The sequence below is a fragment of the Serratia sp. 25CWL12 genome, assembly GCF_055790885.1.
The window spans coordinates 3,938,991-3,963,219 of record NZ_CM147698.1 but is presented as its reverse complement, the minus strand read 5'-3'; the positions used below and the strand labels follow the sequence as shown (position 1 = coordinate 3,963,219).

Sequence of the window (24,229 nt, the reverse complement as noted above, 5' to 3'; positions counted from 1 at the left end):
AGAAAGCGATGAGTTGCAAATTTCCCAAATCTTTCCTCTGGGGCGGGGCAGTGGCGGCAAATCAGGTGGAAGGGGCCTATTTGGCGGAGGGCAAAGGCCTTTCAACGTCAGATCTGCAACCCGAAGGGATCTTTGGTGCACTGATGCCGCGAGTTTCGGGTGATAGCACCATCAAGGATGTCGCCATCGATTTTTATCACCGTTATCCGGAAGATATCGCGCTGTTTGCCGAAATGGGGTTTAAATGCCTGCGCACCTCGATTGCCTGGGCGCGTATCTTTCCACAAGGTGACGAAGAGACGCCCAATGAAGCTGGGTTGGCATTTTATGATCGCTTGTTTGATGAGATGGCGAAATATGACATTAAGCCGCTGATCACCCTTTCGCATTATGAAATGCCCTATGCTCTGACACAGAAATACGGTGGTTGGGGGAACCGCAAAACCATTGGGTTCTTCGAGCATTATGCGCGGACTGTGTTTGAGCGTTATAAACACCAAGTAAAACACTGGCTGACGTTTAATGAGATCAACATGTCGCTGCATGCTCCTTTTACGGGTGTTGGCTTGCCGGAAAATAGCAGTAAAAGTGAAATTTATCAGGCTATTCACCATCAGTTGGTGGCCAGTGCCAAAGCGGTAAAAGCCTGTCACGAGATAGTGCCCGAGGGGCAAATTGGCAATATGTTGCTGGGTGGCATCCTTTATCCGCTCAGTTGTAAACCCGATGATCTATTGGAAACCCAGCGTCAGAACCGTGATTGGCTGTTCTTCGGTGATGTACAGGCGCGAGGGGCTTACCCTGCCTATATGAAACGTTTCTTCCGTGAAAACGACATTAAGGTGACGATCACCGAGGAAGACCAGCTGGCGTTAAGTGAAACCGTCGATTTTATCTCTTTCAGTTATTACATGAGTGGCTGTGTTACCACGGATAAAGAGCAGAACAACACCGCCCGCGCCAATATCCTTAACATGGTACCCAACCCCCATTTGGCGAGTTCAGAATGGGGGTGGCAAATAGATCCTGTGGGTTTGCGCTATTTACTCAATGTGTTGTATGACCGTTACCAGAAGCCACTGTTTATTGTGGAAAATGGGCTAGGGGCGCGGGATCGTCTTGAGGCAGACGGCAGTATCAATGATGATTACCGCATCAATTACCTCAATGACCATTTGGTTCAGGTTGCTGAGGCCATCGACGATGGTGTTGAAGTGATGGGATATACCAGTTGGGGGCCCATTGATCTGGTGAGTGCTTCCAAAGCAGAAATGTCGAAGCGTTATGGTTTTATTTATGTTGATCGTGATGATGCCGGTAAGGGTAGCTTGGCACGGTACCGTAAAAAGAGTTTTTACTGGTATCGCGATGTGATCCACAGTAATGGCGAGAGCCTGAAAATAGAGTAATCTTATCCGCTGGCGTTTTTACCCTCACTTTTAGGGGCGGGTCAAAAAAGTGATTGACGAGCATGATACCCAGCAGTAATATGCGCCCCGCATCGGCGAGTAGCGCAGCTTGGTAGCGCAACTGGTTTGGGACCAGTGGGTCGGAGGTTCGAATCCTCTCTCGCCGACCAAATTTGAAAAACCTGCTTTTTAGCAGGTTTTTTTTCGCCTGTAGTTTAAGAGGATGAGAACCTCCGAAGGAGGTTTGAGCCGAGCGAAGCGAGACCACGTTGCGCCAGCAACGGCCCGAAGGGCAAGCATCGAAGATGCGAGTAATCCTCTCTCGCCGACCAAATTTGAAAAACCTGCTTTTTAGCAGGTTTTTTTTCGCCTGTCGTTTAAGAGGATGAGACAAAACGGCCTGGAATCTTGGGGAAGACCAGCGATTCCTAAGCTATCCTCTGTGTGTCTGCCCAGTGAACTTGAATATATCCTTGTTTGCCGCCTTACTGTCCTATAAAGCGCGGTTCAAAACGGAGTATGTTTTTCCCCGTAACATGAATCAGCTGAGTAGCAGCAGCAGCTTGATGTCCGACTGATTTTTGCCCACCGCCCTCAGCATTTCATCCTGTTTTTCAGCTATAATGAAAAAATAATCTTTTAGATGCCCTTCTTTCATCAATAAAATTTTGGTTTTTTGATTGGCTATTAATTCTGGGTTTATGCTGTTTTCTTAGCTGGCTGAACTGGATTTTAGTAAAAATTGAGACTTTAATTTTATCATGTTGCTGTTATGTTTTTTTTATGTTTGTTTGTTGTTTCACATATTACGTATAAATTCATGCCGGTTATATTGACGCCGCCACAAACAGTTGGCAATTTGGTAAACTGATGGATAAAAGTAAGGGCTGATTGGGGATATCCAGCACAAGCAGCCGTTTTGCTGTGATGCGTTCCACCCAGCATTTTCATACTTTATTCGATGACTAACTGCACAGAGACGGCGTAATAAAAAATAGAGGTTCTGGCAGTCATACACACACCACATACGGAGCACGAGCGATGATACGTTCCTTGGGAAAATCAGGAATTTTGAAATGCGGTATTGGGCTGATTGCCTTGACTGTAGCGGCAAGCGTACAAGCAAAAACATTGGTTTACTGTTCAGAGGGTTCTCCTGAAGGGTTCAACCCGCAGTTGTTTACTTCTGGTACCACCTATGATGCCAGTGCAGTACCGATCTATAACCGCCTGGTTGAGTTCAAGGCTGGTACCACTGAACTGGAACCCGGCCTGGCAGAGAAGTGGGACGTCAGCGAAGACGGCAAAACCTATACTTTCCACTTGCGCCAAGGCGTGAAGTGGCAATCGAGCAAAGATTTTAAACCTACTCGTGATTTCAATGCTGATGACGTGGTGTATTCCTTTATGCGTCAGCTTGATCCGAACCATCCTTACCACAAGGTCTCTGGCGGCACCTATGAATACTTCCAAGGGATGGGGATGCAGGACCTGATTAGCAAGATCGAAAAAGTTGATGACCACACGGTACGTTTCACCTTGACGCGTCCTGAAGCACCATTCCTGGCTGATCTGGGTATGGACTTTGCCTCCATTCTGTCTGCGGAATATGCTGACAACATGATGAAAGCGGGTAAGCCAGAAGTCGTTGACCTCAACCCCATCGGCACCGGTCCGTTCCAATTGCTGCAATATCAGAAAGACTCGAAGATCCTTTACAAAGCCTTTGAGGAATACTGGGGTACCAAGGCGAAGATCGATCGCTTGGTGTTCTCCATCACGCCAGATGCCGCTGTGCGTTATGCCAAACTGCAGAAAAACGAGTGTCAGGTCATGCCGTATCCCAACCCGGCTGATATCGCGCGTATGAAGCAGGACAAAACCATCAACGTGATGGAACAGCCTGGTCTGAATGTCGGTTACCTGTCGTTCAACGTTGAGAAAAAACCGTTCGATAACGTCAAAGTGCGTCAGGCACTGACCATGGCGGTTAACAAGCAAGCCATCATTGATGCGGTTTACCAGGGGGCGGGTCAAGCTGCCAAGAACCTGATCCCGCCGACCATGTGGGGCTATAACGATGCGGTTAAAGATTATGCTTATGACCCTGCCAAAGCGAAAGAACTGCTGAAGGAAGCGGGCCTGCCGGACGGTTTCACTGTTGAACTGTGGGCAATGCCAGTACAGCGCCCTTACAACCCTAATGCCCGCCGCATGGCCGAAATGATCCAGTCTGACTGGGCGAAAATTGGCGTGAATGCCAAGATTGTCACCTACGAGTGGGGCGAATACCTCAAGCGTACTAAAGCGGGTGAACATCAGGCGATGATGATTGGGTGGACTGGTGATAATGGTGACCCAGATAACTTCTTCGCGACGTTGTTCAGTTGTGCTGCCGCGAAGGATGGTTCTAACTACTCCCGCTGGTGCTACAAGCCATTTGAAGATCTGATCCAACCGGCTCGTTTTGCCGCTGATCACGAAAAACGCGTAGAGCTCTATAAGCAGGCGCAAGTGGTGATGAATGAGCAGGCTCCGGCACTGATTATTGCCCACTCAACCGTTTACGAGCCCGTGCGTAAAGAGGTGAAGGGCTATGTGGTTGATCCGCTTGGTAAGCACCACTTTGAGAATGTTTCTCTGGATTAAACCCGATGAAGGGCAGAGTATCTTCTGCCCTGACCACCTGGTTGTCATTTGAAATTAGCAGGATGTTATTAGGCAGGGGCCAGATGTTACGCCTCTGCCTTCCTGTCTCCAGAAGATGTCGTGCAGTGCGTTTTAATAAACCCGGCAGACGATGCGCTGTCGGGCTCTTTATACAGAATACAGAGAGTTCGGGATATGTTGCAGTTCATACTCCGACGTTTGGGGTTGGTTATCCCAACGTTTATCGGCATTACATTGCTGACTTTTGCATTTGTCCATATGATCCCTGGTGATCCGGTGACCATTATGGCCGGGGAGCGCGGTATCTCCGCTGAACGCCATGCTCAGCTCATGGCAGAGATGGGGTTGGACAAACCGCTCTATCAACAATATTTCACTTACGTGACCAACGTGTTACAGGGCGATTTGGGTTTATCCCTCAAGAGCCGAATTCCCGTTTGGCAAGAGTTTGTTCCCCGTTTTAAGGCGACGATGGAACTGGGTTTATGCGCGATGCTTTTTGCCGTGATGCTGGGTATCCCTGTGGGGGTGTTGGCAGCGGTTAAGCGGGGTTCAGTCTTCGATCACACGGCAGTGGGGATCTCATTGACCGGTTATTCGATGCCGATTTTCTGGTGGGGCATGATGTTGATCATGCTGGTATCGGTGCAGCTTAATCTTACCCCGGTCTCGGGGCGGATAAGCGATACGGTATTCCTCGACGAGAGCTTGCCGCTGACCGGTTTTATGTTGATAGATACCCTGATCTGGGGGGAGCCGGGCGATTTTAAAGATGCCGTGATGCATATGATCCTGCCTGCCATTGTGTTGGGTACTATCCCTCTGGCGGTTATTGTGCGTATGACCCGTTCCTCGATGTTGGAAGTGCTGGGTGAGGACTATATTCGTACCGCGCGCGCCAAAGGCCTGAGCCGTATGCGGGTGATCGTGGTACATGCGTTGCGTAATGCCTTGCTACCGGTGGTGACGGTGATTGGTCTGCAGGTTGGTACGTTGCTGGCGGGGGCTATCCTGACTGAAACCATCTTCTCCTGGCCTGGCTTGGGGCGCTGGTTGATGGATGCGCTGCAACGTCGTGACTACCCGGTGGTTCAGGGGGGCGTATTACTGGTCGCCTGTATGATTATTCTGGTTAACCTGCTGGTGGACGTGCTGTATGGCATCGTTAACCCGCGTATTCGTCACAAGAAATAAGGGGCGCTCTGATGTCTCAAGTTACCGAGTCTGTAGTGAAAGGCGCGCCGAAGCCAATGACCCCCTTCCAGGAGTTTTGGCACTATTTTAAGCGCAATAAAGGGGCCGTTGTCGGTCTGGTTTATATCATCATTATGTTGGTGGTGGCGTTAGGGGCAGGGTTCCTGGCTCCGCATGACCCTGCTGACCAGTTCCGAGATGCCTTGCTTAAACCGCCAGTCTGGATGGAAGGGGGCAGTTGGCAGTATCTTTTGGGCACTGACGATGTAGGGCGTGATGTCTTGTCACGCTTGATGTATGGTGCTCGGCTTTCACTGCTGGTAGGTTGCCTGGTGGTGGTGCTTTCGCTGATTATGGGTGTGTTTTTCGGCATGTTGGCCGGGTATTTTGGCGGGGTGGTGGATGCCATCATCATGCGCGTCGTGGATATTATGCTGGCGCTGCCAAGCTTACTGTTGGCTTTGGTGCTGGTAGCGGTATTTGGCCCGTCAATTGTCAACGCCTCGTTGGCACTCACCTTTGTCGCTTTACCGCATTACATTCGTTTGACCCGTGCGGCGGTGTTGGTAGAAGTAAACCGTGATTATGTCACGGCATCTCGCGTTGCGGGCGCGGGTTCGATGCGCCAGATGTTTGTCAATATTTTGCCAAACTGCCTGGCACCGTTGATCGTACAGGCTTCTCTTGGTTTCTCTAACGCCATCCTGGATATGGCCGCACTCGGCTTTCTGGGGATGGGGGCACAACCACCGACACCGGAATGGGGAACGATGCTTTCCGATGTGTTGCAATTTGCACAAAGTGCTTGGTGGGTGGTGACCTTCCCTGGGGTGGCAATTCTGCTGACGGTTTTGGCATTTAACCTGATGGGGGACGGCTTGCGTGATGCTCTCGACCCCAAACTGAAGCAGTGACGAGGAACCGATCATGGCATTATTAAATGTAGAAAAGCTTTCGGTGCACTTCGGTGATGATGATGCGCCGTTCCGTGCGGTAGATCGCATTAGCTACAGTGTGGAGCAAGGGCAGGTAGTGGGTATTGTCGGTGAATCTGGCTCTGGTAAGTCGGTCAGTTCATTGGCGATTATGGGGTTGATTGATTACCCCGGCAAAGTAATGGCAGATAAACTGGAGTTCAATGGCCAGGATCTGCGTAAAATTTCTGAAAAAGAGCGTCGTCATCTGGTGGGCTCTGAAGTCGCAATGATCTTCCAAGACCCGATGACCAGCTTGAACCCCTGTTACACCGTCGGTTATCAGATCATGGAAGCCTTGAAGGTGCATCAGGGGGGCAATCGTCGCACTCGTCGCCAGCGTGCCATTGACTTACTGACCCAAGTGGGGATCCCTGATCCTGCTTCGCGGTTGGATGTTTATCCCCATCAACTTTCGGGTGGCATGAGCCAGCGTGTGATGATCGCCATGGCGATCGCCTGTCGGCCCAAGCTGCTGATTGCTGATGAACCGACCACCGCCCTTGATGTGACCATTCAGGCGCAGATCATTGAGCTGCTGCTGGAATTACAACAGCGTGAAAATATGGCACTGCTGTTGATCACCCATGATTTGGCCTTGGTGGCGGAAGCAGCACATCACATCATCGTGATGTATGCCGGGCAGGTGGTGGAGTCGGGCAAGTCATCGGAAATTTTCCGCGCACCGCGTCATCCTTATACTCAGGCGCTGCTCCGTGCATTGCCGGAGTTTGCCACCGATAAGGCGCGCCTGGCATCACTGCCTGGTGTGGTTCCGGGTAAATATGATCGGCCAGAGGGTTGCTTGTTGAACCCGCGTTGCCCTTATGCGAATCAACGTTGCCGTGTAGAAGAGCCGGAGTTACAAACTGTTCACGGCCGCCAGGTTAAATGTCATACACCGCTGGACGATGCGGGGAGACCAACCGAATGAGTCAGAATCACCCTTTTTTATTGCAGGCGATTGACCTGAAAAAATATTATCCGGTCAAGAAGGGGATGTTTGCTCCAGAACGGCTGGTAAAAGCGCTGGATGGCGTTTCCTTTACCCTTGAGCGCGGCAAGACACTGGCCGTGGTTGGTGAATCTGGCTGTGGTAAGTCCACGTTAGGCCGTCTACTGACCATGATCGAAGTGCCCACCGGGGGAGCTCTACTACCAAGGGCAAGACCTGCTCAAGCCGGATGTCACGGCGGATAAGTTACGCCGCCAGAAGATCCAGATTGTATTCCAGAACCCTTATGGCTCGCTGAATCCGCGCAAGAAGGTGGGGCAGATTCTGGAAGAGCCGCTGTTGATCAATACCTCATTAAGCAGTGCTGAACGGCGTGAAAAAGCGCTGGAGATGATGGCGAAAGTCGGCCTGAAAACGGAACATTATGACCGCTATCCGCATATGTTTTCTGGTGGTCAGCGCCAACGTATCGCCATTGCCCGTGGCTTGATGCTTAACCCGGATGTGGTGATTGCCGATGAGCCTGTTTCTGCACTGGATGTTTCGGTGCGTGCGCAGGTACTGAATCTGATGATGGATCTGCAGCAGGAACTGGGGTTGTCTTATGTCTTTATCTCCCATGACCTGTCGGTGGTGGAACACATTGCTGATGAAGTGATGGTGATGTACCTGGGCCGTTGTGTGGAGAAGGGCAGTAAAGAGGCTATCTTCAACAATCCGCGTCACCCTTACACCCAGGCGTTGCTCTCGGCAACACCACGGCTGAACCCGGATATGCGACGTGAACGTATCAAACTGACCGGTGAGCTCCCGAGCCCAATGAACCCACCGCCTGGTTGCGCGTTCAATGCGCGTTGCAGCCGAACCTTCGGTAGCTGTACCCAGTTGCAACCGCAGTTGCGGCAGTATGGTGACCAAATGGTGGCCTGTTTTGCTGTTGATCAGGATGAAAGCGCCGAGTCTTAAAACAGATTGGGTTGCCAATAAGAAAGGGCTCGTTTGAGCCCTTTGTCATGTATACCCAGCAAGATGGTTTAATGCGGATAAGGCACCCAATCACCGCCATTCAGTTGAATATAGGGTTGCCCCTGGTACTGAATGACGATGGCATTATCATTTTCAGAGATCGCGGCAGTTTTAGGTAGGCCTTCCGTCAGTGCTTGCCAGTTAACGCTGGCCGCAGTGAACGCTTTACCATCCACCAAGCGGGAGATCAGCTCAGACAGTGCCAGATAGCTGCTGGGGGCTGTAATCTCTAGCGGGCTGCCTTGATGTGGTGCCTGCATGCCCACCAGTTTGATGCCCACCGGGATATGCGTAATGCTTGGGCTGGGAATATCACGCAAACCTGACATCTGCATTTTATCACCCGCTAGCGCCGCACCGTGCTCTGGTACAAACACTACCATTACTTTGCGCCCCGACTTTTCCAGCTCGTCCAGGAAGGTGTTTAACTGGTCTAACAGCATCTGTGCCCGAGGCCGGTAGTCGGCACTTTTATTGGAACCGACAAACCGGTTGCCATCATGTAACGGGATGGTATTAAAGAAGGTCGCAGTACGGGCATTACCCTCATTTTTCTGCTGTTCAAGCCACTGGTTAAGTAATTGCAGGTCGTTATATATCGGTTCACCATCAAATGAAGTGAGTTCGTGACTTATGTTAGCTTGAGACATAAGTGGCGCTTGCAGACCACCATCGGCCTGCAGATTTTTTAGGTAATCACCGAAGACACCTGAGTGATCCAGCATCAGTTGCTGTTTAAAACCTAATTTAGCCAAATTATCAAATAGATAACATTGCTGGCTGGCCGGTTGATACAAATCTTTATGGGCGGGTTGGCCGCAACTGGCACGTAATAGTCGTATGGCGGCCGGGCCACTATAGGCGGTCGCCGAGTTAAAGTTGGTGAACAGAATATCCATCTTCGCCCATAACGGATGGTTGCGCAGGTTGACCGCATCCAGATCAGACCACGAAAGTGAACAAATATTGATGATTAATACATCAAAAGGCTGAGCATCGGTCGGCAAGCTGGCTGGGAAAGTGGTCGCTCGGCTTTGCTCCTCGCCATAGAACTGGTTCAGGTAGGCGTTGAGATTCTCATTAGTGGGGGGCGCATTGGCGGCAGGTTGGCTATTCGTTGGTACTGCAGGTGCCGCAGGTGCCGCAGGTGTCTCAGGGACCATCGCCGCCTGCTTGGTCGCGGGTAACAGCGATACTGCCGGGCCGGTGATATTGACCAGATTCAACCAAACCAATGCAGCAACGGTAAACACCGAGATCCGTAGCCATTGGGCGATAAACAGATAAGCCACCAGCAAGACAAAAATCGCCCCGATCATTTGCCAATTGATAAAACGTAGGGTCAGCTCGAGCATATAGTGGGCACTGAAACCGGCCAGTTGTGAACCTTGGCTGATAATACTGCTCACCCCGGGCAGCCAGGTATCGTGATAGAACAAACCGATACCAATAGGAATGGCAATCCTCTGCCGCCAGCGGTGCCACCTTAGTGAGGGGATGGGCATCAGCAAGAATGCCATAAACACCAAATTAGGCAGTGGATGGAAGTTCAGATAACCAAACCATAATAGACCGAACTTGAGCAAAAAATAAAAATTCCAGCCGCCAAGGCCACGCCAATAGCGCCATAGCGTATTATCAGGTTGCGTGATTTCTTTATCAGTCATAGTTATTTTTTATGTTCGCCTTGAGAGGCCACGTTTTTGTTTCCCGATCGTTTTGCCGGTTTCAAATAACGTGGAGATAACAGTAAATTCTGCCAGGTTCGCAGCCAGTTAGGGAGACGACGGTGTAGCACGTATCCCACAGGAATAAAGATGATTGCGCACAGCAGCACTAATTGCACGATATCGTCTATGCCATTCATACTCCCCCCTCCGGCTCACGGCTCAAGAGTGTAATCGGCACCGGGTCACGGCGTTCAACCGCCGCCGCCTCTGCTACGGTTACCGCTGGTTTGGTAACTTTGACTTCCGGCTGACTATCGTCAAATGATAGCCCAATATCTTGAGTCAGTAGCCTGATTTGCGCGGTAATATCGATATCCTGTGACCATATTATCCGGTTACTGAACGCTTCGTTTACGGGTAAACGGAAAATAAACTTCAACGCGGTATCCAAATCGTTAATGCGGCAGGTGGACAGGAACAGGAATAACCGATTCTGCGCCACCGTCATGATATCGCCATAGCGACGTTGATGGCACAGCGTCATCGACTGCCGAGCAGTTAACCCTGGGGCGGGGCGTAAAGCGACCATCACACCTTTGCCATCCTCCGGCAATAGCGTATTTTCCATCAGTGATAACACGGCTTTGTTGAACTCTTCTGGTGGCAGATAACCTTTTAATTGCAATGGACGCACCCCTGCAATCAGGGCGCTGATATCTTGCGGAATATTGCGCGATAATCTCTGGCCCTGAATACCTTCCAGCATGGTTAAAAAGGTGGAAAGCGGTGCGACATGGGGCACAATCAAATTAGTGCCGCAGGCGAGTAGTAGCCGTTCGTCACTGTAGCGTAGGCTGGCACTCATCTCGCGCACTGCAATCTTCAAACCATCCCCACGGCTGCGGCGCAAACTATGGATATGCTGCGCTAACGGGTCAATTTCGTCAGTTTTGTACAAGGCAAAAATCAGCGTGGCGGCGGTGGCCTCCATGCCGAGCTGCATCACTTGGGTATTATTTTCCAGTAACTGCCAATTGGTTGACAGCGCAGGAGCCCCTTCTAACACTCGTTTCTCTGCCAGGTAGCGGCTACTGTCGTTGTGCTCGAGGGTCGGTGAGGGCTGATTATTATTCTCTTTTGCTTGCCAGCCCAGCTCATCGCTGAGCAGAGTGAATGACTGGTTGGCTTGGATGCTGTTTTCTGTACTCCACCAGTTAACCAGATATTGGGCGTGGTCCTGTTGCCACTGCAGGCTGGCTAATCCATGCAGCAAGCGATGCTCACCGCCGAGTTGCCCCTTAAGCTTGTTGACACCGCTACCGTAACAGAGGACCAACAACGTGCATTGTTGCTGTTCTAACCAGCTATTGAGTTGGTTACCCCAGGATTGCAGTTCTTGACTGGTGAAGGTTTGCCATAAATTGGCATGAGCCAGCAGGATCAGTAGCCGGTTTTTCGGCCTTAGCGCGCGCATCAAATCGTCAGTCAGGTGCCAGAGTGCGGCCTTTTTTTCCGGTAAGGTATACCAAGGGCACTTTTTCAGCCTAGCGGCAGACAAGTGCTCTGCCCACTGTTGATCCGGTAGGTCACCGCTACAAATCAGGGCCAATGAGCGACTTTCTTCTTGGGCGGCGATGATTTGCTGGCAAAGCAAATCCGCATCGCGCTGGCGATCAGCATTCACCCAATAGAACCCTGGGGCTTGCATTTCCGACAGCTCTTGCCAAATGTGTCGGATACCTAGAGAAAAATATTGCGCCATATGGTCTATTCTACTTGTTAATTAAACAGTTTACAGACGTTACCCTGGTTGATCTTTGTGGGTGATAAGACTTAACTTCATGTAAGGCACACTCTATTACTACTGACTGTCACCACTGACAGGTAACTTCAATTTTTTATAGTCTATCTGCTAAGATTCATCTGATGACAGTTTTTTTTATAAAGCTTGTTATATACTTCAAGTGACCTTTATGTCTATGTTGGCTGCTCAATGACTTAATTTTGAGATCTATTCTTAAACTGTCGTCAGGCAACTGGGATTATTTCGAATATACTTAACATTAGCCTATTTTAAGGCGGCAAGATGAATAATGATGAGTCGACGATTTTTCAGGCTAACGTTCTACAAGAAATGCCGGATGATCTTAAGGCGCTAAGTCAGGCATTTTCTTTGCCGAAATTGAGCTATATCGATATTTCACGCCAAGAACGACTAACAAAAATGATGATTCGCTGGCCATTGTTGTCTGAATTGTCAGAACTAACTAAGTTGGCAGAGTTGGCAAACAAAACTGGGAGTGCTTGAGTTATGCCAGTAATTGCACTGCAGGGGGTGCGTGGTGGTATTGGTACAACATCAATAACGGCAGCACTGGCTTGGTCATTACAACAGTTAGGGGAGTCTGTGCTGGCGATTGATCTGTCGCCGGATAATTTACTGCGCTTGCACTTTAATACACCAGTTGGGCTCAACCGTGGTTGGGCGCGAGCTGAGCTAGAGGGTGTGGCGTGGCAGCAGGGCGCGATGCGTTACTGTGAAAACCTCGACTTTTTGCCCTTCGGTGGTTTGAATTTGGCGGAGCAGCGCAGCATTGATCAGCAACAGCAACAGCGTCAAGCGCCGCAGCGCTGGCGGGACTTTTTAGCACAAGTGTGTGCTTCGGGCCATTATCGCTGGATCCTGCTGGATATGCCCGCGGGGAATACCCCGGTAATTGAACAACAGTTGGCCCTGGCGGATACGGTATTTCAACTCATGAGTCCCGATGCTAATTGCCATGCACGTCTCTATCAGCAACCGATGCCCGCAGCCTGTCGTTTTCTGGTTAATGGTTACTCCGCTGCCAGCCTGTTACAGCAGGATCTGCATCAGTTGTGGCTGCAAACCTTGGAGGGGCTGTTACCGTTGGTGATCCATCGTGATGAAGCCTTGGCCGAAGCGCTGGCGATGAAGCAACCTCTGGGTGAATATCGCCCAGAAAGCCTGGCGGCCGATGAAATATTAACCTTGGCCAACTGGTGCTTGCTTAATCTACAGGATTCGTCGCGATGAGCCGGGTAATGGGCTGGTTGTTGGTGCCCCCTGTTTATCAGCGGATGCGAGGGCGTTATCGCTCTTATCGTCGTGCGGGGTCATCTGCATTCAGCGCGTTTTTTACCACGTTGCTGGTGGTTTTAGGCTGGGTATTATTGCGGTTTGAATCACCCGCTTGGCAAGAAATACGTGCGACACGGACCTATTGGTTCCCGCATATTTCCCCTTATCGGCCGCGCCCGGCAGATATTTTGCGTTATTTGCTGCAGGTGGTGTGGTTGTTAATCACACATAATGGCCCTTCGCCAATAGGGCGTTATTTTTCTTACTTATCGATGGGTTGGCGCAAGCTGAAAGTGCGTTACGCCAATGGGTTGCATCGTTTGCCTCGTCGCCTGAAGGCATCAGGGGTAGAGGAGCGTTCGGCGCAGCGTATTAATCGACTCAGCCAACCGGTGCGGCGCTGGTTATTTATTCTGGCCAGCGTAGTAGCCGGGTTGTTAGCCTTGCTCTGTATCTCGCAACCTTTCGATTATTTTACCCAGTTTGTGTTTGTCCTCTTACTCTGGGGGATCGCCATGGTGGTGCGGCGAGTACCGGGCCGTTTCCCCAGCCTGATGTTAATTGTCTTATCCCTCACGGTGTCCTGCCGTTATATGTGGTGGCGTTATACCTCTACGTTAAACTGGGATGATCCCCTTAGCCTGATTTGCGGCCTACTGCTGCTGCTGGCAGAAACCTATGCCTGGATAGTGCTGGTTTTGGGGTATTTCCAGACGATTTGGCCGTTACACCGCCAACCGGTGGCGATGCCGGACGATATCAGCACCTGGCCGACCGTGGATATGATGATCCCCACTTACAACGAAGATTTGAGCGTCGTCAAGCCTTCAGTTTATGCGGCGTTGGGGATTGATTGGCCGAAAGAGAAATTGAATATCTACATTCTTGATGATGGTAATCGCCCTGAGTTTAAACAGTTTGCTGAGGAGGTTGGGGTGAAGTACATCGCACGGCCTACTCATGAACATGCTAAAGCCGGCAATATCAATAACGCCTTGCGCTATGCCACTGGTGAATTGGTCACCATTTTCGATTGTGATCATGTGCCAACCCGTTCATACCTGCAATTGACGGTAGGGTGGTTCTTTAAGGATAAAAAGTTGGCGATGTTACAAACGCCACACCATTTTTTCTCTCCGGACCCGTTTGAGCGCAACTTGGGGCGTTTTCGCCAGACACCCAATGAGGGCACGCTGTTTTACGGTCTAGTGCAGGATGGTAACGACATGTGGGATGCCACTTTTTTCTGTGGTTCTTGTGCCATTCTGCGGCGCAGCGCACTGGATGAAATCGGCGGTATCGCCGTCGAAACCGTGACAGAGGATGCGCATACCTCGCTGCGTCTGCATCGCCAGGGGCATACCTCAGCCTATATTCGTATTCCGCAAGCGGCGGGTTTAGCGACAGAAAGCTTGTCTGCCCATGTTGGCCAACGTATTCGTTGGGCCCGTGGCATGGTGCAAATTTTCAGGTTGGACAACCCGTTACTAGGGAAAGGGCTGAAACTGGTGCAGCGGTTATGTTATGTCAACGCGATGTTGCATTTTCTGTCCGGAGTTCCGCGTTTGATCTTCCTGACCGCCCCTTTGGCGTTCCTGTTATTCCATGCCTATATCATTTTTGCACCCGCATTGATGATTGCGTTGTTTGTGATTCCACATATGATTCATGCCAGCCTGACGAACTCGCGTATTCAGGGGAAATATCGCCACTCTTTCTGGAGTGAAATCTATGAAACCGTAATGGCTTGGTATATCGCCCGGCCAACCACCGTGGCATTGTTTAGCCCACATAAAGGCAAATTCAATGTGACCTCTAAAGGCGGGTTGGTTGACCAGGACCATGTGGATTGGGTGATCAGCCGCCCGTATCTGATTCTGGTGATGTTTAATTTTGTCGGTCTGCTGTTTGGGCTCTGGCGGTTATTCTACGGCCCGCCTAATGAGACGATGACGGTGTTTATCAGCTTGGTGTGGGTGATCTATAACATCATTATTCTGGGTGGTGCCATGGCGGTGGCGGTGGAAGCCAAACAGGTGCGGCAGTCACACCGGGTAGAGTTAAGTATGCCTGCGGCAGTCGCCCGTGCCGATGGGCACCTGTTCCCTTGTACACTGCACGACTATTCGGATGGTGGGGTCGGGGTAAAAATGCGCGTGTCGGCCCCGTTTAAAGTGCAGGACCCGGTCACCTTGCTCCTCAAGCGGGGTCAGCAGGAGTTCACTTTCCCCTGCGTAGTGACCAGAGCTAATGGCCTGTATGCCGGTTTTCGCCTGTTACCTCTCTCAACGCAACAAAATATCGAATTTATTCAGTGTACTTTTGCCCGTGCTGATACCTGGACACTGTGGCAGGATGAATACCCGGAAGATAAACCGGCAAGCAGTTTGCGTGATGTTTTGCTATTGGGCCTCCATGGTTATCAGCACATGGCGGATTATGCACCACCGATTATTCGTAAAATTTTGGTTGGTTTCACCTCGCTGGCGCTGTGGATCATGTCATTTATTCCTCATGGCGTAGCGAGAAACCGGGTTGCAGCAGAACAGGAAACAGCGGCATAGGCTGTGTGTTGAAACTGCGCGTTCGCTTGCCTGGCGAGCTGGCGATAACTTTGATGATGATGAAACGATGACAAAAAAAATAAATTGGTTCACTGCGTTGGCCTTAGGCATCAGTACCTTGTCTCAGGCGGAAACTGTCACTGCACCTACCTCGATTGAGCCACCGCCAGTTACCACGGCAGTGGAAGGGGCGATCACTATTCCGATGAGTACATCGGTGGCACCAGCGGCGAATGCGCCAGTACGTGATGTGCAACTCCACTTTGCCGATGTTGCCCCGCCGCCGGGAACCTTTACCTTGCGAGGCACGCGTCCTGAAGGGCAGATTGAGTTCGGGGTACGCAGTGATGAAGTGGTTTCACAGGCGATGCTGGATCTGGAGTTTACCCCTTCCCCTGCACTGATCCCGTTGTATTCACAGGTTAAGGTTTATCTGAATGATGAATTGATGGGGGTCGTTGCTATTGCCAAAGATCAACTGGGTAAGTCAAACCATATCCAGATGCCCATTGATCCGCGTTATATCATCGATTTTAACCGTGTACGCCTAGTGTTTATCGGCCATTATCAAAACATTTGTGAAAACCCGGCGAACAGTACGATATGGTTGGATGTGGGTAAGTCCAGCTCGTTGAATTTACGTTTCCAGAAACTACCATTGGACAACGAGCTTTCTCATTTCCCGGTACCGTTCTTTGACAGCCGGGATAACCGGCCATTAACCCTGCCGATGGTTTTTGCCAGCGAGCCGGATTTGGCACAACAGCGTGCTGCCGGGATCCTCGCCTCTTGGTTTGGTGCCAAGGCGCAGTGGCGTGGTCAATCATTCCCTACGTTGTTTAATAAGTTGCCTGACCAGCACGCGATTGTCTTTGCCACTAATCAACAGCGCCCGGATTTCCTGAAGGATCTCCCTGCAGTGAATGGGCCTACGGTGGAGATGATTAACCACCCGGATAACCCTTATGTGAAATTGTTACTGGTACTGGGGCGTGATGACAATGATTTAGTCACCGCGGTACAAGGCATTGCTCAAGGGGATATTCTGTTTCGTGGTCAGAGCTTGACGGTGGATAAAGTAGAACAACTGCTCCCGCGTCAGCCTTATGACGCACCGAACTGGGTGCGTACTGACCGGGCAGTGAAGTTCAGTGAATTACAACAATTTGAGACACAATTTCAGGCGGACGGTGTTGAGCCAGGGCCGATCAACTTATCAATCAGTTTGCCGCCTGACTTGTTCCTGCTGCAGAGTAGCGGCATTGATATGCAGTTGAAATACCGCTATACCGCTCCTCGCGTTCAGAATGGTTCACGCCTGAATATCAGCCTGAATAATCAGTTTGTTCAATCCTATCCGCTGCTCCCCGAAAAGGATCAGGGTGCGCAGTTATTGCGTTTGCCACTATTGCAGGGGCTGACTGATAACGCTAAGGAAGTCAGTATCCCGGCACTGAAGCTGGGGGCGACTAACCAGATGCGTTTTGACTTCGATTACCTGACGTTGCTGGCCAGTGGTGAAGAGGGGCGTTGTGAAACCTATTCACTGGTATCTAACCGTGCGGTGATCGACGGCAATTCCACCATCGATTTTTCTGGTTATCACCACTTTATCACCATGCCTGACTTGCGGGCCTTCGCCAATGCGGGTTTCCCATTCAGCCGTTTGGCGGATCTGTCGCAAACTTTGGTACTGGTGAACAAACAGCCGCAACCTGCCCAGGTGAGTGCATTGCTTAATGCATTAGGCAATATCGGGGCGCAAACCGGTTACCCAGCATTGGCTTTTACGCTAACCGATGACTGGTCACAGGCCAAAGATAAAGATGCCGATATTCTGCTGATTGGTACCATTCCGCCAGAACTGCGGGATGACAGCAAAATCAATCAGTTGGTGGACGCAACCTTGAGCTGGGTAAAAAGCCCGGTACGCCAGTTACCGCTGCCAGAGATGGAAATACAGCAGGATGATGCAACACCTGAGAGCAAAACGACCATCAGTTCATCAGGTGCCATGTCGGCGATTATTGGCGTGCAATCCCCGTTCCATGATCAACGTAGCATAGTGGCTTTGCTGGCGGACAGCCCGCGCGGTTATGAATTATTAAATAGTGCGCTGCTCGACAGTGGCAAACGTGAGGCGGTATTTGGTTCGGTGGCGGTGATCCGTGAGTCGGGTGTCAATAGCCTACGTGTCGGCGATATTTACTATGTGGGCCATTTGCCATGGTGGCAGCGCATTTGGTATGCCCTGTCGACACACCCCATATTGCTGGCCGTTATGGCGGCCATTGTGGTGATCATCGTGGCGCTGTTGCTGCGGCGTGGTTTGAGGGCTTTCAGCCGTCGTCGTTTGGCACCTGAAGATAGGGATTGATGGCCATGACGGGAGGTTGCCTGCAACGTCTGCTGTATGGTGTATTGCTGCTGTGTGCCGTCAACACGGCAACCGCCTGTGAATGGTCGGCCTGGCAGCAATACCGGCAGTTTTACATCAGCGATGATGGGCGGGTGATTGATCCCAGTAGCCCAAATCTGGTAACTACCTCAGAAGGGCAAAGCTACGCCATGTTCTTTGCTCTGGTGGCTAATGATCGGGCAACGTTCGATAAACTGCTGAAATGGACGGAAAACAACCTGTCTGCTGGCTCCCTGACGGCCCATCTGCCTGCCTGGTTGTGGGGGAAGAACGATCAAAATCATTGGCAGGTGTTGGACAGTAATTCTGCGTCGGATGCTGATTTGTGGCTGGCTTATGACCTGTTGGAGGCCGGGCGCTTGTGGAAAAACCATCATTACCAACGTGTGGGCAGATTGCTGTTGCAACGGATTGGTCGTGAAGAGGTCGTAGATATTCCCGATTTAGGGAAGATGCTGTTACCGGGCAAGGTGGGCTTTGTGGCTGAAGAACGTTGGCGGCTCAATCCCAGTTATTTACCGCCACAACTCCTGGCACGTTTTGCTCGCTTTAATGGGCCCTGGAAAGCGATGAAGAAAAGTAACCAGCGCTTGTTGTTGGAGACCGCACCACAGGGTTTTTCACCCGATTGGGTGATTTGGCAAGCTGACAAAGGTTGGCAAGCGGATGAGGTTAATCCCAATATGGGCAGTTATAACGCTATTCGCGTTTATCTCTGGGCGGGCATGTTAGCAGATGAAGACCCGCATAAAGTGGCACTAGTGAAACAATTCCAGCCGATGGTGCAGATGACCACCCAGCTTGGTGTGCCACCCGAGGAAACGGATACCGCTACGGGTAAAACCACGGGTTATGGCCCGGTTGGCTTCTCTGCCGCGCTACTCCCGCTGTTAGCCACCCAGCCTGCGGTACTGGCTCAACAACGCCAGCGTCTAGCGGATCCATTACCGAGTGATGCCTACTTTAGTGCTTCTTTGATTCTGTTTGGCCAGGGTTGGGATCAACAACGTTATCGTTTTAATCGTCAGGGTGAACTTCTACCCTCTTGGGGCAGCAAATGCGTAACTACAGACTAGGCTGGCTGAGCCTATTACCGTTAAGCCTGGCCCTATTGCCGCAGGCGCAGAGCGCGGAAACTGTTGCGCCTGAGCAGTGGCTGCTGGAGCAGGTACGTATCGGCGAAGCGAGTAATAAAGATGATTTGGTCAGTCAGTCACTCTATCGTCTTGAGCTGATGGCGCCGGATAATCCGGAGGTGATCGCCGCACGTGTACGTTTGGCATTGCGCCAGGGTAATCAGGCATTGGCGCAGCAATTGCTGACTAAACTGAAACAGGCGGCACCACAATCTGCGGTTTACCACCAGGCAGAAATCAGCCTATTGATGACCCAGCCGGAAATGCGTCAGAAGTTGCAACAGGCGCGTTTGTTGGCCACAGCCGGTCATTTGCAGGAAGCCAAAGCCCAATACGATCAGCTATTTAATGGCCCCCCACCCACACTCGATCTGGCAACGGAGTATTGGCGGCTGGTGGCTAGGTTACCCGGCCAGGAACCCGTGGCGATACAGCAGTTACAGGCACTGGACCAGCAATATCCCAACAATATAACCCTGCGTATGGCGTTGGCGCAGATGCAGTTTAGCCAAGGGCAGGATGCGCAGGCTTATGAGCTATTGCAGCAAGTTGCCGCTGACCCTAATGGGCGTTCTTTCGCTGCCGATTTGTGGTTGGCGAAAGCCAAAGAAATGCCCGTCAGCTCACAGAGTGTGCTGGTGTTAAAACGCTTTATCGAGGTTTTTGCTGGCAGTGAGCAGGCCGTCAGTGCGCAACCAGAGTTAGCACGGCAACAGGCCTTGCTGGCGGACCCTGCCTATCAGGCACGGGTAACCGGTTTGGCGCAGGTGGAGAAAGGCGCTAGTAGCACGGCGATCCCGGAGCTGAAAAAGGCGTTATCCAGCAGCCCCAATGATGCTGAAGTACTGGGTGCTCTGGGGCTGGCTTATTCCCGGGCGGGTGACCGGCCACAAGCTTTGCGCCTGTTTGAGCAGGCGGCGAAAGTAGAGGGTAACAATAATAGCGACAAATGGCAGAGCCTGATCAAGAGCACCCGTTACTGGATAACGGTGGATGAGGGTGACAAGGCACTGAAAGCCAATAATCTGCCGCTGGCACAGCAAAAATATCAGCAGGCACGGCAAATTGATCAGAGTGATAATTATGCGTTGATTGGCTTGGGTGATGTGGCGGTGGCTGAAAAAGACGATAGCCGCGCAGAGCGCTATTATCAGCAGGCGTTGCGTTTGGACCCGGCGAGTGAGAGTGCCATACGGGGGGTGGTTAATATTTATCAACGGCAGTCTCCGCAAAAGGCGTTGGACTATCTTAATCGTCTGCCCCGAGAGCAACAGACCAAGGTGAGTGGCATCTTTGATGAACTGCAATTGGACATGTTGAAACAGCAGGCGGATGAGCTGGTGCAGCAGCAGCAGTGGTCACAGGCGATAGAAAAATATCAGCAAGCCTATCAGAAAGCGCCAGACGATATCTGGCTGACTTACCGCTATGCGCAAGCGCTGCGCCAGATGGGGCAACAGCAGCCAGCCGATACGCTGTTTCACCGCTTAGTACAGCAGCACCCTAATGATCCACAACAGATTTATGCCTATGCGCTCTATTTGTCGAGTAGTGATCGCGATACCCAGGCGTTGGCACATCTGAACAGGTTACCCCAAGCGCAGTGGGACGATAATATGCGCGAAATGGCGCAACGGTTACAGATGCAGACGGTGCTGGATCATGCCGAGAAACTTCGTACCGCCGGTAATGAACCTGCGGCGATGGCCTATCTTAGTCAACAGCCAACAGAGACTCGCATCAAACTGACCTTGGCAGATTGGGCGCAGCAAAGAGAGGCTTATGATGAAGCGCTGGCGAGTTATCAATGGGTTCTTGAGCGAGACCCCAATAATCCGGATGCTCGCCTGGGTGAAATTGAATCCTATGTGGCGCAAGGCAAACTCAGCCAGGCGCGGCAGAAATTGCAAGCGACTCCACCGATAGCCGATGACTCAATTAATACTCAGCGTCAGGTTGCCAATGCCTGGGCGGCGGTGGGAGAGCCGCAAGCCGCACTGGATATTTTTACGCGGCAGAAAACGGCTGCCCAGCAACAGCCAAACGGGCAGGAGAAAGCCTTGCTATACCGTGATGTGGCGCGGCTTGAACAGGCTCAGCAGTGGCCAGAAGCGGCAAAACAGGATTACCAGCAGGCGATGGTCGCCAGCGGCATCACGCCAACGGTGCCAGAGGACAATGACAGTTACACGCGTTTGACACGTAGCAATGCCACCGACGATTGGTTAAAACGTGGTATTCGCTCCGATGCAGCCGACCTTTATCGTCAGCAGGATGTTAAGGTCACGCTCGATCATGACTACTGGCATTCAAGCGGGACTGGGGGGATCTCGAATTTTCAGGCACACGACACCATGCTACAGGTGGATATGCCACTGTATGATGGCCGTGCTTTCTTGCGTACCGATATTGTGCAGTTAGGAGCTGGAACTTTTGATACCAATAATGGCAGCCACTTTGAAACCTTTGGTACGTGTAATACCGTAGGTTGCAGCAGTGATCTACGTCAGGACGCTACTGGTACCAGTGTGGCAGCGGGTTGGGCAAACGACCATTGGCAAGCGGATATTGGTACTACCCCACTGGGGTTTGATGTGGTCGATTGGGTGGGCGGTGTCGCCTACAGTGGTGACTGGAATAATATTGGCTGGACGTTGGGCGCATCACGACGGCCGATGGCCAGTTCGTTGCTGGCTTTTGGCGGGACCCGTGATCCTAATACCGGTATTACCTGGGGTGGCGTGCGGGCAACAGGAATCTACTTGAGTGGCAGTTATGACCGGGGTGGCGATCATGGCGTATGGGCGGATGTTAGCGCTCATCAACTCACCGGACAAAATGTGGAGAATAACCAGCGTCAACGCTTGATGGCGGGTTATTACTACAAAGTGATCAATGAAGATAACCGCCGGCTCTCCATTGGGTTGAGTAGCTCGTTATTGCACTATCAGAAGGATTTGAGTGGCTACTCTTTGGGGCAAGGGGGCTATTATAGCCCGCAAGAGTCTATGTCGTTGTCGGTGCCGATAAATTACCGCCAGCGTACCGAGAACTGGTCATGGGAACTGGGGGGGGCGTGTCGATTTCCCATACTAAAACCGATGATCAGCGACGTTATCCCTTACAGGGATTGATCCCTGATTCGCTGCCAGATAAAGCGGCGATAGAAAGCGGCAGTACCTCTTCCGGTATCGGTTATACGCTGCGGGCAATTATCGAACGCCGCTTGAGCTCTCATTGGACGGCGGGGGCGGGGATTGATATTCAACAGGCAAAAGATTATACACCGAGCCATATGCTGCTCTATTTACGTTACTCGTTTGATGGCTGGCAGGGTGATCTCGATATGCCACCGCAACCACTGACACCTTACGCTGACTTTAAGTAGAATATTGGGTGTGTCATCTAGCGGGTAGTTTTGCTACCCTGTGGTTAATTTACACCCACGTATATTAATCAGCCGAGCCATTGGGTGCTGCTGATACCATTATCGCTTGGATAATGATTCGGCATGAAATTGAATAGTGGAGAACGGGTTTGCGTGTCAGGCGTTCATTAACAATCAAGCAGATGGCGACGGTGTCGGGTATAGCGCTGGTGACATTTTGCATTTTTATCATCATTCAGCTGTTCCATTTAGTACAGCAGCAGCGGGTTGATTATAGCCAGCAGATGGAAAGCATCGCTGACTCGGTGCATAAACCCTTGGCACAGGCGGTGCTGCGTATGGATATGCCGGAAACCCAAAATTTGCTTAATACACTGCCGCCAATCGGTATTCTCTCTCGGGCAGATATTGTGTTGCCCAATCAGTTTCAGGTTCAACATGCTGATTTCACCGCTCAGCGCCCGGTCCCCGCTCTGGTGATGCGTATTTTTGACTTGCCAATACAGGTCTCAATGCCGCTTTATTCCTCGGAGCCGATTACTGCCAATAGTCAGCCATTGGCTTATCTGGTACTCCAGGTTGATTCATACCGGATGTATCAGTTTATCCTCAGCACGCTGTCTATGATGTTGTCGACTTATCTTTTACTTACCCTAATTTTGTCCGTTGCTATTACCTGGTGTATTAACCGGTTGTTGGTGCACCCGTTGCGTGCCATGGTCCGTGAGTTGGAAAATGTTCCGCAAGAGGCGTTGCTTTACCACCAACTGATGTTACCCGCCCAACATCACGATGATGAGTTAGGGGCGCTGGTGCGTAATTATAATCGCAACCAGCAGGCGATGGTTAAGGCGCATTTGGCGAGTTCCCGCAATGCCATGAGATCTGGACTCGATTCATTGTTGTTGACTGCGCCGTTTGAGCAGCGTCGGTTTGCCTTGTTTTTACAATCCCAATGGGATATGCAGACCCAGCAAGTGATCGCTGCGGAAGTTTTTCCCTATTGGTTGCAGGATGACACGGCTATCTTGCCAGCAGCGCTGTTACCATTGGTCGAAGGTCGGGGGATGATAGTTCCCATTGGCAACTGGATGCTGGCTGAATCGTGCCGCATTTTGGCTAACTGGCAAGCCAAGGATATTGCCCTGCCGCTGGCGGTGAAAGTCTCGGCACTGCAGTTACAGCAGCCAGAGTTTGTCCCCCTCCTGAAGCAGCAGTTGACAAAATGTTCAATTAATCCAGGCAAACTGTGGTTGGAAATCACCGCAACGGCGTGTAATAACGATGTTGACGCCACTCAAGCGCAACTGAGCTCTCTGCGTGAGCTGGGGGTGGGGGTGGTACTGGTGGTTATCGATGCGACCAATGTCAGCAGCCTTAAGCATTTGCCATGGGATTCGATTAAAATCGCCGCTGAGGTTATTGCTGGTGTGCCAGAGTATCAGGCAATGACACAGACGGTGAGTCGTGTTGCTGCTGAGTTTCACCAACCGATGATGGCGGAGGGGGTTGCCACTGGGGCGCAACGGGAATGGCTACTGCAACAGGGGATTCGCCGTGGTCAGGGGCCGCTGTTTGGTCAGTTGCTGCCAAAGGAGGAGTTTGAACAGCGCTTTTTTAGTGTAAAAAAACTGTGATCTTGTTGGTAAAAAATCGGCCAAATCTGTTTTCAATGTGTTAATGCTCACATATATCATAACTTTATATCAACAGAGTCCTTCATT

14 protein-coding genes, 1 tRNA gene, 1 other RNA gene and 2 pseudogenes are annotated in these 24,229 nt (G+C 51.2%); 15 read left to right on the top strand and 3 right to left on the bottom strand.

What is annotated here, in order from left to right; translation table 11 throughout:
* Positions 1 to 8 precede the first annotated feature (8 nt).
* The 8 genes and pseudogenes from ACX9GV_RS17195 to dppF all read left to right on the top strand — a co-directional run bounded on the left by ACX9GV_RS17195 (position 9) and on the right by dppF (position 8,168).
* Positions 9 to 1,409, top strand: a complete 1,401-nt coding sequence (locus ACX9GV_RS17195) for a glycoside hydrolase family 1 protein (protein ID WP_473196325.1) — start codon at positions 9 to 11, stop codon at positions 1,407 to 1,409.
* Between the two features lie 93 nt (positions 1,410 to 1,502).
* A tRNA-Pro gene (locus ACX9GV_RS17190) sits at positions 1,503 to 1,579 on the top strand.
* A gap of 32 nt (positions 1,580 to 1,611) precedes the next feature.
* A non-coding RNA gene (locus ACX9GV_RS17185) (RtT sRNA) lies at positions 1,612 to 1,741 on the top strand.
* Between the two features lie 709 nt (positions 1,742 to 2,450).
* Positions 2,451 to 4,058, top strand: coding sequence for a dipeptide ABC transporter periplasmic-binding protein DppA (gene dppA, locus ACX9GV_RS17180; RefSeq protein WP_473196324.1), 1,608 nt, complete (start codon positions 2,451 to 2,453; stop codon positions 4,056 to 4,058).
* Between the two features lie 195 nt (positions 4,059 to 4,253).
* Positions 4,254 to 5,273 (top strand): dipeptide ABC transporter permease DppB, encoded by a 1,020-nt coding sequence (gene dppB, locus ACX9GV_RS17175; RefSeq protein ID WP_023489113.1) that lies wholly within the window; start codon positions 4,254 to 4,256, stop codon positions 5,271 to 5,273.
* 11 nt (positions 5,274 to 5,284) lie between these two features.
* Positions 5,285 to 6,187, top strand: coding sequence for a dipeptide ABC transporter permease DppC (gene dppC / locus ACX9GV_RS17170; protein WP_473196323.1), 903 nt, complete (start codon positions 5,285 to 5,287; stop codon positions 6,185 to 6,187).
* Between the two features lie 13 nt (positions 6,188 to 6,200).
* The gene (gene dppD / locus ACX9GV_RS17165; protein ID WP_473196322.1) at positions 6,201 to 7,181 is read left to right on the top strand and encodes a dipeptide ABC transporter ATP-binding protein; all 981 of its coding nucleotides are present in this window, start codon (positions 6,201 to 6,203) and stop codon (positions 7,179 to 7,181) included.
* Positions 7,178 to 8,168: pseudogene (gene dppF / locus ACX9GV_RS17160) on the top strand (dipeptide ABC transporter ATP-binding subunit DppF). Before dppD ends, dppF begins: the two are co-directional and overlap by 4 nt.
* Before the next feature lie 68 nt (positions 8,169 to 8,236).
* Here the strand turns inward: dppF and bcsG are convergent.
* The 3 genes from bcsG to bcsE are packed head-to-tail and all read right to left on the bottom strand — an operon-like array spanning position 8,237 to position 11,660.
* The gene (bcsG, locus tag ACX9GV_RS17155; protein ID WP_473196321.1) at positions 8,237 to 9,895 is read right to left on the bottom strand and encodes a cellulose biosynthesis protein BcsG; all 1,659 of its coding nucleotides are present in this window, start codon (positions 9,893 to 9,895) and stop codon (positions 8,237 to 8,239) included.
* Between the two features lie 2 nt (positions 9,896 to 9,897).
* Positions 9,898 to 10,095 carry a cellulose biosynthesis protein BcsF gene (gene bcsF / locus ACX9GV_RS17150; RefSeq protein ID WP_023489108.1) on the bottom strand — a complete coding sequence of 66 codons (198 nt, stop codon included), beginning with the start codon at positions 10,093 to 10,095 and terminating at the stop codon, positions 9,898 to 9,900.
* The gene (bcsE, locus tag ACX9GV_RS17145) at positions 10,092 to 11,660 is read right to left on the bottom strand and encodes a cellulose biosynthesis protein BcsE (protein WP_473196320.1); all 1,569 of its coding nucleotides are present in this window, start codon (positions 11,658 to 11,660) and stop codon (positions 10,092 to 10,094) included. The genes bcsF and bcsE overlap by 4 nt, the downstream gene beginning before the upstream one ends.
* A gap of 324 nt (positions 11,661 to 11,984) precedes the next feature.
* Between bcsE and bcsR the strand changes: the two genes are divergently transcribed.
* From bcsR to ACX9GV_RS17110, 7 genes and pseudogenes are all read left to right on the top strand, one after another.
* Entirely contained in the window at positions 11,985 to 12,206 is a 222-nt protein-coding gene (gene bcsR, locus ACX9GV_RS17140) for a cellulose biosynthesis protein BcsR (protein WP_051791083.1), read from the top strand.
* Between the two features lie 3 nt (positions 12,207 to 12,209).
* Complete coding sequence (gene bcsQ / locus ACX9GV_RS17135; RefSeq protein ID WP_473196319.1) at positions 12,210 to 12,953, top strand: cellulose biosynthesis protein BcsQ; 744 nt, start codon at positions 12,210 to 12,212, stop codon at positions 12,951 to 12,953.
* A complete protein-coding gene (gene bcsA, locus ACX9GV_RS17130; RefSeq protein ID WP_473196318.1) occupies positions 12,950 to 15,562 on the top strand; it encodes a UDP-forming cellulose synthase catalytic subunit in 2,613 nt (870 codons plus the stop codon). Before bcsQ ends, bcsA begins: the two co-directional genes overlap by 4 nt.
* 67 nt (positions 15,563 to 15,629) lie before the next feature.
* Positions 15,630 to 17,939: a cellulose biosynthesis cyclic di-GMP-binding regulatory protein BcsB gene (gene bcsB / locus ACX9GV_RS17125; protein ID WP_473196317.1), complete on the top strand. Its 2,310-nt coding sequence runs from the start codon at positions 15,630 to 15,632 to the stop codon at positions 17,937 to 17,939.
* Positions 17,940 to 17,944: 5 nt separating this feature from the next.
* Positions 17,945 to 19,057, top strand: a complete 1,113-nt coding sequence (gene bcsZ, locus ACX9GV_RS17120) for a cellulose synthase complex periplasmic endoglucanase BcsZ (RefSeq protein ID WP_473196316.1) — start codon at positions 17,945 to 17,947, stop codon at positions 19,055 to 19,057.
* Positions 19,039 to 22,505: pseudogene (gene bcsC, locus ACX9GV_RS17115) on the top strand (cellulose synthase complex outer membrane protein BcsC). The gene bcsZ and the pseudogene bcsC overlap by 19 nt, the downstream one beginning before the upstream one ends.
* A gap of 149 nt (positions 22,506 to 22,654) precedes the next feature.
* A complete protein-coding gene (locus ACX9GV_RS17110) occupies positions 22,655 to 24,142 on the top strand; it encodes an EAL domain-containing protein (protein WP_473196315.1) in 1,488 nt (495 codons plus the stop codon).
* The last annotated feature ends 87 nt before the right edge of the window (positions 24,143 to 24,229 follow it).

Excerpts from the sequence above, each read along its gene's own strand:
- ACX9GV_RS17195 (WP_473196325.1), top strand. The coding sequence starts at position 9 with ATGAGTTGCAAATTTCCCAAATCTTTCCTCTGGGGCGGGGCAGTGGCG.
- dppA (WP_473196324.1), top strand. The coding sequence starts at position 2,451 with ATGATACGTTCCTTGGGAAAATCAGGAATTTTGAAATGCGGTATTGGG.
- dppB (WP_023489113.1), top strand. The coding sequence starts at position 4,254 with ATGTTGCAGTTCATACTCCGACGTTTGGGGTTGGTTATCCCAACGTTT.
- dppC (WP_473196323.1), top strand. The coding sequence starts at position 5,285 with ATGTCTCAAGTTACCGAGTCTGTAGTGAAAGGCGCGCCGAAGCCAATG.
- dppD (WP_473196322.1), top strand. The coding sequence starts at position 6,201 with ATGGCATTATTAAATGTAGAAAAGCTTTCGGTGCACTTCGGTGATGAT.
- bcsG (WP_473196321.1), bottom strand. The coding sequence starts at position 9,895 with ATGACTGATAAAGAAATCACGCAACCTGATAATACGCTATGGCGCTAT.
- bcsF (WP_023489108.1), bottom strand. The coding sequence starts at position 10,095 with ATGAATGGCATAGACGATATCGTGCAATTAGTGCTGCTGTGCGCAATC.
- bcsE (WP_473196320.1), bottom strand. The coding sequence starts at position 11,660 with ATGGCGCAATATTTTTCTCTAGGTATCCGACACATTTGGCAAGAGCTG.
- bcsR (WP_051791083.1), top strand. The coding sequence starts at position 11,985 with ATGAATAATGATGAGTCGACGATTTTTCAGGCTAACGTTCTACAAGAA.
- bcsQ (WP_473196319.1), top strand. The coding sequence starts at position 12,210 with ATGCCAGTAATTGCACTGCAGGGGGTGCGTGGTGGTATTGGTACAACA.
- bcsA (WP_473196318.1), top strand. The coding sequence starts at position 12,950 with ATGAGCCGGGTAATGGGCTGGTTGTTGGTGCCCCCTGTTTATCAGCGG.
- bcsB (WP_473196317.1), top strand. The coding sequence starts at position 15,630 with ATGACAAAAAAAATAAATTGGTTCACTGCGTTGGCCTTAGGCATCAGT.
- bcsZ (WP_473196316.1), top strand. The coding sequence starts at position 17,945 with ATGACGGGAGGTTGCCTGCAACGTCTGCTGTATGGTGTATTGCTGCTG.